Origin of the sequence: Allobosea sp. LjRoot9 (assembly GCF_964252745.1) — a bacterium.
GTDB lineage: Bacteria > Pseudomonadota > Alphaproteobacteria > Rhizobiales > Beijerinckiaceae > Allobosea.
Window position 1 is genome coordinate 1,173,801 of sequence record NZ_CAXUPC020000001.1, and the last position, 13,906, is coordinate 1,187,706.

A 13,906-nucleotide genomic window follows, 5' to 3' on the forward strand; every position below is an offset into this window, starting at 1 on the left:
GAACCCGTTCCGGTCATTTCATTCCCGTATTGGCGATGCCGGTGGTGATGAAGCGCTGCAGGAAGACGAAGACCAGCGCGACAGGCGCCAGCGTCGCCACCGTCATGGCGAGCAAATAGTGCCATTGCGTCTGCAACTCGCCCTGGAAGGCGTTGAGGCCGATCTGCAGCGTATGGACCTCGGTCTTGGTCAAGACCGCGAGCGGCCAGAGGAACTCGTTCCAGCGCCACATGATCGAGAAGATCGCGAGCACGGCGAGCGCCGGCATGGCGAGCGGCATCACGATGCGCCAATAGATCTGCCACTCCGAAGCCTTGTCCATGCGCGCGGCTTCGATCAGGTCGCGCGGCAGGGTCAGCATGTATTGCCGCAGCAGGAAGACGCCGGTCGGTGTCGCGGCGCCCGGCAGGATCACGGCCCAGAGCGAATTGACCAGGCCGAGTTCGGTGATCACCAGATAGACCGGCACCAGGATGACGGTGATCGGGATCATCAGCGTGCCGACCACCATCAGCATCGCGGCGTTCTTGCCCTTGAACTCGTAGATCGAGAGGGCATAGGCGGCCATCGAGTTGATCAGCAGCGTGATCAGCGTCGCCACCACCGTGACGAAGACGGAGTTGCCGAGGAAGCGCGCGAAGGCGAAGCGTTCGAGCGGCTCGGTATAGTTCTCCGTCGCCAGCTTGAATTCGCGCACCGGTATGCGCTTGTCGATCGGTATCCGGAACTGCTGGGCCGGGCTCTCCGGATCGACCATCTGCGCGACGATGCCGATGCGCCGGACCTGGGCCAGAACCCTGGTCGAGCCGTCATCGAGCGTTGCGCTGAAGAGCGGCAAAGGCTGCGGAAAGCCCTGTACCACGACCTCGCGCTGCGACATCGGCAGCAGCGAGGGTGGGAACTCCAGCAGGCCGGCCTGCGTCTTGAAGGAGGACAACACGAGCCAGAGCACGGGCCCGAACATCAGCACGACGCCGAGCGCCAGATAGGTGTAGGCGGCGATATCGGTCCAATGCCAGCGCCCGGATTTGCGCCGGACCTGCAGGAGGCGCGCGACACGATTCATGCCGACCTCCTCCGGCTCGCTGCCAATTGCGCCAGCGTCAGCCCGAACAGCAGGATGCCGAGCACCACCGAGGCTGCCGCCGCCAGCCCGAAATTCTGGACCTGATTGGAAAAGGCCGTCTCGTAGATGTACTGCACGACCATCAGCGTCGCTGTGCCCGGCCCGCCCCCCGTCAGCACGAAGACTTCGTCGAAGGTCTGCACGCCGCGGATCAGCGCCAGCACGATGACGACGACGAGATTGGGCCAGAGCAGCGGCAAGGTGATGCGCCAGAAGGCGCGCCAGCGCGGCGTCGCATCCATTTCCGCCGCCTCGTAGAGATCGGCGGGAATCGCCTGGAGGCCGGCGAGCAGGATCAGCGTGTAGAAGCCCATATGGGCCCAGATCGAGACGAAGACCGCCCAGAACATTGCCCAACCCGGATCGATGAAGAACAGGATCTTCTGGCCGCCGAGCGCAGTGAGGCCGGCATTGAGCAAGCCGTCGCGCTGCAGGATCCACTTCCAGATCAGCGCCACCACGACGGGCGAGAGCAGGACCGGGAAGAAATAGACGGCGCGAAAGAAGCCGCGGCCGCGGATGCGCATATTGAGCACCACCGCGGTGACCAGCGAGAACAGCACCATGGCGACGACCTGGAATGTCGTGAAGCGCAGCGTATTGGCGACGCCGCGCCAGAAATGGTCCTCCCGGCACGAGCCGGGGTCGAGGAAGCTGTCGCAGTCGAAGAGATAGGCGTACTGCCCACCCCCGACATAGGGCCGCTCCGACGGGAACAGGGCCGGCCCGCCCGTCACCGAGAAGACGACGTTGATGATGAGCGGCAGGAAGACGAAGAGCGAGAAGAAGACCAGGTTCGGCAGCAGGAAGACATAGGCCATCCGCCGCTCGCCGAGGAGCCGCTGCAGCCCCCGCATCGGCCAGTCGATCAGCCGCATCAGCGCCGCGACGAACAGGCCGAGCCAGCGGGCGGTGCTGCGGCGGAGGGAAAGCGGAGGTGTCACCGGGCTACTTCTTGTTGCGCTCGGCGATCTGCTGCTCGACGTCGGAGGCGATCCGCTTATAGGCCTCGTCCAGCGTGGTTTCGCCCGAGATCGCCTGGCCGACACGGCTGATCACCGCATTGAAGATGATGCGGTTGTTGGCATAGCCCTGCAGCTTGTAGGCAACCGGCGACAGGCCCGCGACCTGGTCGGAAAAGACCTTGAGCGAGGCCTTCGCCAACGGGCTCGCATCCTTGTAGTCCAGCCCCTTCGCCGCGATGCCGATATGGCCGGGAACGAAGAGCGAGCGGCTGTAGAATTCGCTCAGCACCGGCTCGCTGGCGAGATATTCCATGACTCTGGCGACGGCTGCGGGGTTCTTCGTCGTCTTGATGGCGACGAGCCCGGCGCCGCCCGGCATCGCCGTGCATCCGGCGGGGCCGCATGGCGTCGGCACCGCGACCCAGTCGAAAGCATTGCCGACCGTCTTGTCGAACTGGGCGATCTGCCAGGAGCCGGACATGTACATCACGACCTGGGCGTTCTTGAACTCGTCATTGGCGCCGCGATAGGCCGCCCCCGAGACCGAGCCCCAGAGCTCCTTGGCCATGACGCCGCTCTTGTGCCAGTCATAGACGAGCTGCGCCGCGCGCTTGAACCCGTCATCGATCACCGCGGGCTCGCCCTTGGCATCGAACAGCTTCGCGCCTTCCGAGATCGCCAGACCGAAGAAGCGGTGGCCCGAACGGTCCATGGCGATGGGGAACGGCGCCTGCACCTTGGCGGCGACATCCTTCGTCGCCTTGGCCCAGTCTTCCCATGTCGCCTTGGCGCCGGGCAGTGCGATGCCGGCCTGCTCGAACAATGTCTTGTTGACGAAGGGGCCGGTGACGGTGAGCTGCGTCATGAAGCCGGGGATGGAGTTGGTGTCGCCCTGCGGACGCATCCACTCCAGGAACGGGCCGAAATTGGCGTCCCAATAAGCGGCGTCCTTCAGATAGGGCCGCAGATCGAGCGCATAGCGGGCGATGCCGCCGAGATCGACGACACGGGCGATGTCCGGCCCCTGCCCCGAGGCGAGCTGGACCGGCAGATTCTCGTTGATTGCCTTGTAGGGCACCTGATCGAGGACGATCTTGATGTCCTTGTTCTGGGCCTCGAAGCGCTTGAGGAGATCGGCGACGACCTCGCCCTCATTGCCGTCGGAATACCAGCTCATGCGCACGGTGGTCTGCGCCTGAGCGACATCGACCGCCAGAAGCCCTGCCACGACGGCCAAGGCAGAAACCCATGCTCTCATTGTCATCTGCGTTCCATCCCGGGATCGTTCCTGGCATCTCAGCTGGATGCCTTGCGCGTATTAGGCAAACGTTTGCCTAACTTGTCAACGGCGGCGTGACGAGGCATTGAAAGACAGGTCTCGATGATAATGTGAGGCTGGTACATGCTCGTTTCGGCGCATCTTGCCGGCATGGGAATCGATTGGAGCCGATGCAAAGACCCGTGTCTGCCGCCCAGGTTTCGCTTGCGACTGTTGCCGCCGAGGCAGGGGTTTCGGTCGCCACCGTCTCCCGGATCGTGAATGGCGAGACGCGGCGGGCCTCGGCTCAGACGGTGACGCGCGTACAGGCGGCCGTCGTCGCGCTTGGCTACCAGCCCAACCATGTCGGGCGTGCGCTGCGTCGGCGCCAGAGCCGCGTCATCGCAATGCTCGCCCCCAACCTCGACAATCCGGCCATGGCGGCCATCGCGGTGTCGACGGAAGCGGCGCTGCGTGCGGCCGGCTACGTCATGATCCTGTGCGACACGCATGATCGCGCCGATCTGCAGGACGAATACCTGCAGGCCATGCGCTCGCAGCTGGTGCAGGGCTATGTCCTGGTGAGTGCCGTCACGAGCCCGGCGCTAAGCGACGCGCTCGCACGCGGAGAGCCAATCGTCTTCGTCAGTCGCCGCAATCCCGAGGGTGGCGCCTATGTCGGCATCGACAACCACGCCGCGGGCGCTGCTGCCGCCGATTATTGCCTGGCGCGCGCGATCACCGAACCGGCCGTGATCTTTCCTGCACAGGGCTCGTCATCGACGGCGGAGCGCGTTGCCGGTTTCGTCGAGCGATTGATCGACCGCGGTGTCGAGGCCGACCGCATCCGGCGTGCTTCGGCGCCGGGATTGTCGCATCTTCAGGTCGGCTATGACGCGGCGCGGGCTCTTGTCTCGGCTTGTGCCGGGGGCTGGCCGAAAGGCCTGCTCTGCGTCAGCGACATGATGGCCTACGGCGCCTACAGATTGGCCGTCGAGCGTGGCGTGGCCATCCCCGAAACCTGTCTCCTCATCGGCATCGACAACAACCCGCTCAACGCCTGGATCGCGCCCTGGCTGACCTCGGTCCATATCCCCTACCCCGATTTCGGCGCGAAGGTCGTCGAGCAGCTCACGGCGCTCTGGGGCGGTACGATGCCGGAGGATATCCTGTTGCCGCATTCCCTGGAGCTCTGATCGGCAAGGAGACATGCGCCGGATCGACGGATCAGGCGCCCACGGCAACCGGCACGGAAACTACGGCGCCCGCGGCAGCGCCTTCCTTCAGCGGGCGCCTCGCAGGCGCATGCAAAGGGGTATGCGACCTCGCCTAAAGCCCGGTATTCCTGTCCATGCAGAGCGCCCAGGAAAAGATCGTCGCCTCATGCTCATCTTCGAGACCATCCTTGTCCTTCTGCTGGGAGCGACGATCCTGTCGGCGGTCGCGAAGCGGCTGAACATCCCCTACCCGACGCTCCTCGCCTTGGCGGGCGCCGCGGTCGCGTTCCTGCCGGGCGCGCCGCGGCTCGATCTGCCGCCGGAACTCATCCTCGCCCTCTTCGTCGCGCCCGTGCTGCTCGATGCCGCCTATGACACCTCGCTGCGCGATCTTCACAACAACTGGGCGCCGATCCTGTCGCTCGTGCTGGCCGCAGTTGGCCTCACCACCGTGATCGTCGCGCTTGTCGCTCGCGCCATCTTCCCGGATTTCCCATGGCCAGCAGCGATCGCGCTCGGCGCGCTGCTCGCGCCTCCGGACGCCGTCGCGGCGCTGGCCGTCCTGAAGCAGGTGGATCCACCGCACCGCATCAGGATGGTGCTGGAAGGGGAAAGCCTGCTCAACGACGCCTCGGCGCTGCTGATCTACAAGCTGGCCGTGGGAGCCGTCGTGGCAGGCAGCTTCGCTGTCACGGATGCGCTGCCGACCTTCGCCCTCGTCGTCTTTGGCAGTGTGCTGGTCGGCTGGGCGCTGGTGTGGCCGGTCGGCCGATTGATCGGGCTCATCGAGGATGCGCCGAGCTCCGTCATTTTCCAGTTCGTCACGACCTTCAGTATATGGCTCCTTGCCGAACATCTCGGACTTTCCGGGGTCGTGACCATCGTCGTCTATGGGCTGACGATGGCGTGGCGGTCGGGCCCGCCAATGCCGGCGCGGCTGCGCGTGCCGTCCTTCGCCATCTGGGAATCGGCGACCGTCGTGTTGAACGTATTGGCGTTCACGCTCATCGGTCTGCAGATCCGCCCTATCCTCGAACCGCTCAGCGATGCCGAACGCCTGCGCTATCTCGGCGCCTCGCTTGCCGTCCTGGCGACGGTGATCGTCGTTCGCATCGCCTGGGTGATGACGCATCACATGCTGGTGGAATGGAAGAACCACCTGTTCGGGGCGCCACCCGCCACATCCGCGATGCCGCCGCCAAGTGCGAAGGGAGGTCTGGTGATCGGCTGGTCGGGCATGCGCGGTATCGTCACCCTGGCGGCCGCCATGGCGCTCCCTGCCGGATTTCCCTATCGCGACTTCATCCAGCTCGCCGCCTTCGTCGTCGTTCTGGGAACCCTCGTGATCCAGGGCATCACGCTGCGCCCACTCCTCATCCTGTTGCGCCTGCCGAAGGATGCGGTTGTGGATACCGAGCTTCGCCTGGCACGGAAGGCCGCGCTTGGAGCCGCACTCACGGAACTGGAGCGCGACGCCTCACCTGCCGCCCAGCGCCTCTCCATCGAGTATGGCGAAGCGCTGACTCTCGCCCAGCAAGGGCATGACCCGCTCGACACGCCGGAGAATGATTTGCGCCGCCGTGTGGTGGCCGTGGCGCGCGATGCGCTCGATGCGCTCCGCAACGCCGGAACCATCGGCGACGACGCCTATCGATGCGTCGAGGCGGAACTCGACTGGCTGGAGCTCAGCTCCTTGCCCGCACAGGAGCGCCAATAGCGCGCCTGCAGATGCCGCTCCGCCTCCTCGCCCGGGATGGCGAAGTCGCCGCGGATGACGGGATCAGGGCAGATCGACGATTTCCACCCAGTTCGGATTCTTGCCGAGTGGATATCGCTTCAACACTTTCAATGCACCGGATTCCGCATCGATCGCGTAAAGCGTTGCGGAATCGGATTTCTGCCCGGCCGCGATCAGGAAACGGCCCCGCGGATCGATATTGAAGCCGCGAGGTTGCGTCTCCGTCGCGAAGTGGCCGGCCGGCGTCAGCGCTCCGGTCTCGCCATTGGCCCGAAAGGCGGCAATCGTGTTCGAGGTGCGCTCCGAAGCGTAGAGCAAGCGACCATCCGGCGTGATCCGGATTTCGGCGCTGGCTGGGGCTCCGCCTGAGAAACCGGGCGGCATGATGCTCTGGCTGCCAGCGGCCGCGAGCGTGCCCTTGCTCGCATCGAAGCGATAGCTGTTCAGCGTGCCGTCGAGTTCGTTGACCAGATAGACGAACCGGTCATTCGGGTGGAAAACGAAATGGCGCGGACCGGCTCCAGGCTTCGTTTCGACGAAGGGCGGATCGTTCGGCGCAACCCGCCCGGTCGTGGCATCGAAGCGGTATTGCAGCAGGATATCGCCGCCGAGATTGCTGGCGAAGACATGGCTGTTGGAGCGGTCGGTCAGAATGGCGTGCGCATTCTTGCGCGTCTGCACCACCTGCACCGGCTCGCCTTGGACGAAGCCTTGCGGGCCGATCGGATTGATCGCGATCTTGTCGCCGGTATAGGAGGCGCTGAGCAGGAAGCGGCCGCTCCGGTCGGTGGAAATATACGCCATGTTGTCGGGCAACGGCACGGTCGAGAGCAGATCGAGCTTTCCGCTCTGCTGATCGATGGCGAAGGAACTGACCGAGAAGGGCTGCGAGCGCAGCGAAACATAGAGCTGACGCCGGTCAGGTGAGATCGCCATCGGCATCGCGGTCCCCGTCACTGCGACCGTCTGTACGGGCTTCAACTCGCCAGCCTGCGCATCGAGCTCCAGCACGCTGATCTCGCGGCTGTCGGCATTCGAGATGTAGACCATCGTCCTGGCGGATACGGGTCCCGCGGCCAGGATCGTGGCGAGCGCGACTGCGGCGCCGATCGTTGTGCTTGGGTTCATTTCCATCCCCTGGACTTCTATGTTTTCGCCGGCCGTCTTCGCGGTGGCGGTCATTTGCCTGACCAGAGCAGCTTAAGGAGATGCGCAAGCTGCTGGACAGCTCAAAGCGCGCATCGATCAATCCAATCGGCGTATCGCGGACACGGCATGGCCGCATATCAAAACGCATTGCCGCCACGCCCGGAGGGGCGTGGCGGCAAGCACTTCCGGTAGCCGAGGACGATCAGGCGGCCGCGAGTTCGCGCGCTGCGAACTCGCCTTGGTCGAGCCGAGCGACGAGCGCCGCGAGTTCCGCCGTCTCGCTCTCGCTCAGATCGGTCAGCGGGCTGCGCACCGGGCCTGAATCGCGGCCGATCACCTTCATGCCCGCCTTGATGATCGAGACCGCATAGCCGCGCTTGCGGTTGCGGATCGCGATCAGCGGCAGGATGAAGTCGCGCAGGCCCGCCTGCACGGTTTCGCGGTCGCGGCGGCGCACCGCTGCGTAGAACTTGGTCGAGAAATGCGGGACGAAGTTGAACACCGCCGAGGAATAGGTGGTGACGCCCATTTCGAGATAGGGCAGCGCGAAGGTCTCCGCCGTGGGCAGGCCGCCGATATAGGTCAGCCGGTCGCCCATGCGCAGATGGATGCGGGTCATCAGCTCGATATCGCCGATGCCATCCTTGTAGCCGACCAGGTTCGGATTGTGCTCGCAGAGCTTCGCCAGCGTCTCCTCGCTGACGATGGCGTTGTCGCGGTTGTAGACGATGACACCGAGCTTCGTCGCCTTGCAGACCGCATCGATATGGGCAGCCAGCCCCTCCTGCTCGGAGAAGACGAGATAGGGCGGCAGCAGCAGGATGCCGTCGGCGCCGGCCTGTTCGACGCCGACGGCGAGCTCTGTGGCGATCTGCGTGCCATAGCCGACACCGGCAAGCACCGGCACCCTGCCCTTGGTCTCGGCAACCGCCGTCGCCACGACCTTCACGACCTCGGCCGGAGAGAGCGAGAAGAACTCGCCCGTGCCTCCCGCCGCGAACAGCCCGGCGACGTCGTAGCCGCAAAGCCAGTCGAGATTGGAGCGGTAGCGCGCCTCGTCGAAGACATTGCCGGCCGTGAAGGGCGTGACGGGAAAGGACAGCAGGCCGTTGCCGATATGCCTTGCCATCTCCTGCGGGGTCATCTTGCTCATGGTCGCGTCCTTCGCTGAAATCAGACGAAGGAGTAGATCAAGAACGATGCCGATGGAGACCAATCACTGTATCGGTCGATCCATTGATTGGATCGTTCAGCCGGTCCTTGGCAGATCTTGCGCGAGCCCCTTTGCGAGCGCAGCGATGATCGGCAGCAGCGGATTGTCGTTGTCGTCGCGGCTGACGAAGAAGAGCTCGGCCGGCCGCTGCCGTGGCAACTCGATCCGGCGCAGCGCGACGCCGCTGAAATGCAGGTTCATTGCCGTCTCCGGCACGAGCGCGACACCGACGCCGGAATGGACCATGGCCAGGATCGAGTGGATCTGAGCGAGATGCTGGACATAGTTCGGTACCAGACCGGTGCGCGAGAACAGCTCGACCAGGAGATCGTGAAAATAGCGCGCCTCATAGGGCGCATACATGATGAAGGGCTCGCGCACGAGGTCATCGAGCAGAACCGTCTCGCCCCGCGCCAGCGCGTGCCCTGACGGCACGGCCGCGATCAATGGCTCGGCCGTGACCCGAAAGGCGCGCAGGCCGTTGCGCGGAATCGGCGGGCGCAGCAGGCCGATGTCGATCTCGCCGGAATCGAGCCGCTTGAGCTGGTCGCCGCTGACCATCTCCTTTAGCGAGACCTCGACATCGGGCAATTCACGCCGGCAGGCCGCCACGAGTTCGGGCACATAGGAATAGGCCGAGGTCGCGGTGAAGCCGATATTGATCGAGCCGGCCTTGCCATTGGCGACGCGCTTTGCAAGCAGCGCCGCGCTCTCGGCGAGTTTGAGCAGGCGACGCGCTTCGGCCAGGAAGCTTTGGCCCGCCGGCGTCAGCTTCACCGTGCGGTTGCTGCGTTCCAGCAATATCACGTCGAGCACCCGCTCGAGGATCTGGATCTGGCGGCTGAGCGGCGGCTGCGTCATGTTCAGCCGCACGGCGGCGCGGCCGAAATGCAGCTCCTCCGCGACGGCGACGAAGCAGCGCAGCTGGCTCAGCTCGAACATGCTCCGCCTCTCCCAAGACTGCCCGTGTCGCATCGGCTGCCCGTGCCGCATCCCGGGCGAGGCTCGGCGTCAGTTCTGGATGCTAATCCCGGCCTTTTCAATGATGTCCTTGAACTTGGCGATCTCGGCGGTCGATTTCGCCCTGGCCCCTTCTCCGCTGGAAGGCGTCGTCGCCGCACCGAGCTCCTCGAAGCGCGAGGTCACGGACGGGTCTTTCAGCACGGCCTGCAGCTCGGCAACGAGCCTGTCGCAGATCTCCTTGGACGTCCCTTTCGGAGCGAGGAAGCCGTTCCAGGAGGCGATGTCGAAGCCCGGCAGCGTCTCGGAGAGGGCTGGAATCTCGGGCGCGATCTTGGGCCGCTGCGTCGTGGTGACGGCAAGCCCGCGCACGGCGCCGGCCTTGTAATGCGGATAGGGCGAGGTGAAATTGTCGAAGGTTATCTTGACGTTGCCGGCGATGACATCCTGCATCAATGCGCCGGAGGATCGATAGGTGACGTGCTGCATTTTCACGCCCGCGAGCTGCATGAACAGCTCGCCGCAGAGATGGATGGAGGTGCCCAGCCCCGAGGACGCAAATGTCTCCTTGCCGGGATTGGCCTTCAGATAGGCGATGAACTCCGCGACGTTCTGCGCAGGTAAAGAGGGGTGGCAGCACATGAAATTCGGCTGTGAGGAGGCCAGCGACAGGAACTCGAAATCCTCGAGCGCCTTGAAGGGCAGCTTGTCCTTGAAGAGGTTTGGATTGATGCCGTGCGTGGCGACGGTCGTCATGCCGATGGTGTAGCCATCGGGCGTGGCATGGGCGAGAGCCGCGACGCCGGTGTTGCCGCCGGCCCCGGCCCGGTTCTCGATGACGAAGGACTTGCCCATGCGCTGCGACAGCTTCTCGCAGATGATGCGCCCGATCAGATCGGTCGTGCCGCCGGCGCCGAAGGGGATGATCACCGTCACGGGCTTTGCCGGATAGGCCTGGGCCAGGCCACGGCGCGCGATGAGGGGCGTAGCAAGCCCACCGCCAAGCAGACTGAGCGCCGCCCGGCGCGTGATCGATCGTTTCATGTTTCCCTCCCAGGACAGGCAGCGCGGCTTTTGCCGTCTGCGCCCGAGAGTAGGCGAGGTCGAAGGGACCACAAGCCCATTCGCGCTATTGTGCGATCCAAAAAAGATATCGTTCCATTGCCAATCTAACTCATTGGCGCATCGTGCCTGACCTATCCTCCAGGCTGACAAGGCAGCTCTCAAGACTGCCTGCACGCTCGTTGCCCGGCCGGTCCGGGCCGGTCTGCACCCCACCGGAGGAAATCATGTCCAGATCCATATTCAGATCACCGTCCCGCCTGTCCGCGATTGCCACAAAAGGCCTTGCCCTCGCGGCGCTTGCCGGCGTCGTATTCGCGATCCACCCTGCCGCGGCCCAGAATTTCGAGCGCCCCGTCCGCCTCATCGTGCCCTTCGCGCCCGGCGGAACCTCGGACATCCTGGCGCGCCTGATCGGCCCCAAGCTCTCGGCGGCGATCGGCCAACCCGTGGTGATCGAGAACAAGCCCGGCGCCGCCGGCAATCTCGGCGCCGATGCCGTCGCCAAGGCGCTGCCCGACGGCCACACCTTGCTGCTGATGGATGTCGGTTCGCTCGCGACGGCGCCCAGCCTGTTCTCGGACCTGACCTATGATCCCAACAAGGATCTGGCGCCGGTCTCGATGGTTATGTTCGGCCCTTATGTCCTGGCGGTGCATGAATCCATTCCGGCGAAGACCGCGCAGGAGTTGATCGCCTACGCCAAAGCCAATCCAAACAAGCTCGCCGTCGCAAACTCAGGTGTGGGTGCTGCCAACCACATCACTGCTGTCTCCATGGCGAAGGAGCTCGGCATCCAGTGGAAGAACGTGCCCTATAAGGGCGGGGCTGCGGCCTCGCGCGCCGTGGTCTCCGGCGAGAGCGGCGTCATCATCAATGGATCGACTGCGACACTGCCCTTCGTCGCCAACAAGCAGCTCGTCGGCCTCGCCGTCACCGGCGAGGAGCGCGTCGCGGGGCTGCCGACCTTCAAGGAATCCGGGCTGCCCGGCGGCGATGCCGGCACCTGGCAAGGCATCCTGACCACGGCCGGCACTCCGCCTGCGATGATCACGCGCCTCAACGCGGAGATCGGCAAGATCCTCGAGACGCCCGACATCAAGGCCAGGATCGCCGAACAGGGCGGTGTCGTCCGGGCCGGCTCGCCTGCCGATTTCTCCGCCTGGCTGAAGGATGCGACCACCCGCTGGGGCGGCATCATCCGTGAAGCCGGCATCAAAGGTAGCTGAGCTGGAGCCTGGCCGATGACCCGTTCCCGGATCGACTGGCAGGATTTGCTCTTCGGCCTGTTCCTCGTCGCGGTGGCGGCGGCTGCGTTGATTACGACCCGCCACCTCGTCGTCGGCAATGCCGCGGATATGGGGCCGGGCTACATGCCGCGTGTCGTCTCATTCGGGCTGCTCGGCTTCGGCCTGTTCTTCTGCGCTCGCGGGGCGAGGCGGGCAGGTCCGGTGATCGCGCCCGTGCAGATCCGCTCGCTGCTCGCCGTGCTCGGCGCGGTCGGCATCTTCGCGCTGACGGCGGAGCGGCTGGGGCTTGCCATCGCCTCGGTCGTCACCGTGATCCTCGCCGGTTTCGCCACCCGCGAAGGACGCCTTCGCGAGACGGTCCCCTTCGCGCTGCTGCTCTCCTGCGCGGCGGCCATCCTCTTCATCAAGGTTCTGGCGCTGCCGGTTCCGCTCTGGCCGCGCTGAAGGCTCACCGACCGATGGAACTCTTCGACAATCTGCTGATGGGTCTCTCGACGGCGCTCGAGCTCAATAATCTCGGCTTGTGCCTGATCGGGGTGGTGATCGGAACGGCGATCGGCGTGCTGCCCGGCATCGGGCCGATTCCGACGATCGCGTTGCTTCTGCCCTTCACGTTCGGGCTGACCCCGGCCGGCTCCATGATCATGCTGGCCGGCATCTATTACGGCGCGCAATATGGCGGCTCGACCACCGCCATCCTGGTCAATGTGCCGGGCGAAACCTCTTCCGTGGTGACCTGCATCGACGGCCACGAGATGGCCAAGCAGGGCAAGGCCGGAACGGCGCTCGCCATTGCGGCGATCGCCTCCTTCTTCGCCGGCACGGTTGCGACCGTCATCATCGCGGTGCTGAGCGTTCCGCTCTCGGTGCTGGCGCTGAAATTCACCGCGGTCGAGTATTTCAGCCTGCTCGTGCTCGGGCTGATCGCCGCCGTCGTGCTGGCGCATGGCTCGGTCGCCAAGTCGCTGGCGATGGTGCTGCTCGGCCTCCTGCTCGGCCTCATCGGCATCGATGTCTCGTCGGGCGCCGCGCGCATGACCTTCGGCGTCGCCGAATTGTCTGATGGAATCGATTTCGTGCCGGTTGCCATGGGGCTGTTCGGCCTCGGCGAGATCATCGCCAATCTGGAAAGACCGTCCGAGCGCCGCGTCGTCAGCCAGTCGATCCGCGATCTGATCCCGAGCCGGGCTGATCTGCGGGCTGCCTTTCCGGCCATGGTGCGCGGCACGCTGCTGGGCTCGGTGCTGGGCGTATTGCCGGGTGGTGGCGCGGCGTTGCCGCCCTTCTCCTCCTATGCGCTGGAGAAGAAGCTCGCCAAGGATCCCTCTCGCTTCGGCAAGGGCGCGATCGAGGGTGTCGCCGGGCCCGAGGCCGCCAACAACGCCGGCGCGCAGACGAGCTTCATCCCCTTGCTGACGCTCGGCATTCCCGCCAATGCGCTGATGGCGCTGATGATCGGCGCCCTGATGATGCAAGGCATCCAGCCCGGCCCGCAGATCATGACCGAGCAGCCCAAACTCGTCTGGGGCGTCATCGCCTCGATGTGGGTCGGCAATCTGATGCTGTTGGTGATCAACCTGCCGCTGGTCGGCCTCTGGGTCTCGATGCTGAAGATCCCCTATCGCCTGCTGTTCCCGGCGATCGTGCTGTTCTGCTGCATCGGCACCTATGGCATCGCCAACAGCCTGTTCAATGTCTGGTTGATGCTGGCTTGCGCCGGCATCGGATACTTCTTCATCAAGGTCGGGGTCGAGCCGGCGCCGCTGCTGCTGGGCCTGGTTCTGGGCCCGCAGCTCGAGGAGAATTTCCGCCGCGCCATGCTGTTGTCGGATGGGGATTTTTCCGTGTTCCTGTCCCGGCCGATCAGCGCCGTATTGCTCGCTGTCGTCGCTGTCCTTCTGCTCGCTCTCCTGTCTCCGGCGATCCTGAAGACGCGCAAGGAAGCACTCGCCGAATGATCTGTAGCCG

Annotated in this window: 12 protein-coding genes; 5 read left to right on the forward strand and 7 right to left on the reverse strand. The window is 65.0% G+C overall.

The features are described 5' to 3' along the window. Window positions 1-13: 13 nt before the first annotated feature. From ACSQ3P_RS05555 to ACSQ3P_RS05565, 3 genes are all read right to left on the reverse strand, one after another. Window positions 14-1,066, reverse strand: a complete 1,053-nt coding sequence (locus tag ACSQ3P_RS05555; protein WP_436164590.1) for a carbohydrate ABC transporter permease — start codon at window positions 1,064-1,066, stop codon at window positions 14-16. Next, a complete protein-coding gene (locus tag ACSQ3P_RS05560; protein WP_436165169.1) occupies window positions 1,063-2,004 on the reverse strand; it encodes a carbohydrate ABC transporter permease in 942 nt (313 codons plus the stop codon). Before ACSQ3P_RS05560 ends, ACSQ3P_RS05555 begins: the two co-directional genes overlap by 4 nt. Before the next feature lie 70 nt (window positions 2,005-2,074). Continuing rightward, window positions 2,075-3,355 carry an ABC transporter substrate-binding protein gene (locus tag ACSQ3P_RS05565; RefSeq protein ID WP_436164591.1) on the reverse strand — a complete coding sequence of 427 codons (1,281 nt, stop codon included), beginning with the start codon at window positions 3,353-3,355 and terminating at the stop codon, window positions 2,075-2,077. A 185-nt stretch (window positions 3,356-3,540) separates the two neighbouring features. On the opposite strand from ACSQ3P_RS05565, the gene ACSQ3P_RS05570 reads away from it, so the two are divergent. Then, complete coding sequence (locus ACSQ3P_RS05570) at window positions 3,541-4,545, forward strand: LacI family DNA-binding transcriptional regulator (RefSeq protein ID WP_436164592.1); 1,005 nt, start codon at window positions 3,541-3,543, stop codon at window positions 4,543-4,545. Between the two features lie 187 nt (window positions 4,546-4,732). Then, window positions 4,733-6,283, forward strand: a complete 1,551-nt coding sequence (locus ACSQ3P_RS05575; RefSeq protein ID WP_436164593.1) for a cation:proton antiporter — start codon at window positions 4,733-4,735, stop codon at window positions 6,281-6,283. Between the two features lie 63 nt (window positions 6,284-6,346). On the opposite strand, the gene ACSQ3P_RS05580 is transcribed toward ACSQ3P_RS05575, so the two are convergent. The 4 genes from ACSQ3P_RS05580 to ACSQ3P_RS05595 all read right to left on the reverse strand — a co-directional run bounded on the left by ACSQ3P_RS05580 (window position 6,347) and on the right by ACSQ3P_RS05595 (window position 10,670). Continuing rightward, window positions 6,347-7,432 carry a lactonase family protein gene (locus ACSQ3P_RS05580; protein ID WP_436164594.1) on the reverse strand — a complete coding sequence of 362 codons (1,086 nt, stop codon included), beginning with the start codon at window positions 7,430-7,432 and terminating at the stop codon, window positions 6,347-6,349. A 223-nt stretch (window positions 7,433-7,655) separates the two neighbouring features. Further along, on the reverse strand, window positions 7,656-8,606 hold the full coding sequence (gene kdgD / locus ACSQ3P_RS05585; RefSeq protein WP_436164595.1) for a 5-dehydro-4-deoxyglucarate dehydratase: 951 nt from the start codon (window positions 8,604-8,606) through the stop codon (window positions 7,656-7,658). A gap of 96 nt (window positions 8,607-8,702) precedes the next feature. After that, on the reverse strand, window positions 8,703-9,608 hold the full coding sequence (locus tag ACSQ3P_RS05590) for a LysR substrate-binding domain-containing protein (protein ID WP_436164596.1): 906 nt from the start codon (window positions 9,606-9,608) through the stop codon (window positions 8,703-8,705). A gap of 69 nt (window positions 9,609-9,677) precedes the next feature. Continuing rightward, window positions 9,678-10,670 (reverse strand): Bug family tripartite tricarboxylate transporter substrate binding protein, encoded by a 993-nt coding sequence (locus tag ACSQ3P_RS05595; RefSeq protein WP_436164597.1) that lies wholly within the window; start codon window positions 10,668-10,670, stop codon window positions 9,678-9,680. A 245-nt stretch (window positions 10,671-10,915) separates the two neighbouring features. Here ACSQ3P_RS05595 and ACSQ3P_RS05600 point away from each other — a divergent pair, with 245 nt between their 5' ends. The 3 genes from ACSQ3P_RS05600 to ACSQ3P_RS05610 are packed head-to-tail and all read left to right on the forward strand — an operon-like array spanning window position 10,916 to window position 13,896. Then, window positions 10,916-11,917, forward strand: a complete 1,002-nt coding sequence (locus ACSQ3P_RS05600) for a Bug family tripartite tricarboxylate transporter substrate binding protein (protein ID WP_436164598.1) — start codon at window positions 10,916-10,918, stop codon at window positions 11,915-11,917. 15 nt (window positions 11,918-11,932) lie between these two features. Next, window positions 11,933-12,382, forward strand: a complete 450-nt coding sequence (locus ACSQ3P_RS05605) for a tripartite tricarboxylate transporter TctB family protein (RefSeq protein ID WP_436164599.1) — start codon at window positions 11,933-11,935, stop codon at window positions 12,380-12,382. A gap of 14 nt (window positions 12,383-12,396) precedes the next feature. Further along, the gene (locus ACSQ3P_RS05610; RefSeq protein WP_436164600.1) at window positions 12,397-13,896 is read left to right on the forward strand and encodes a tripartite tricarboxylate transporter permease; all 1,500 of its coding nucleotides are present in this window, start codon (window positions 12,397-12,399) and stop codon (window positions 13,894-13,896) included. Window positions 13,897-13,906: the final 10 nt, after the last annotated feature.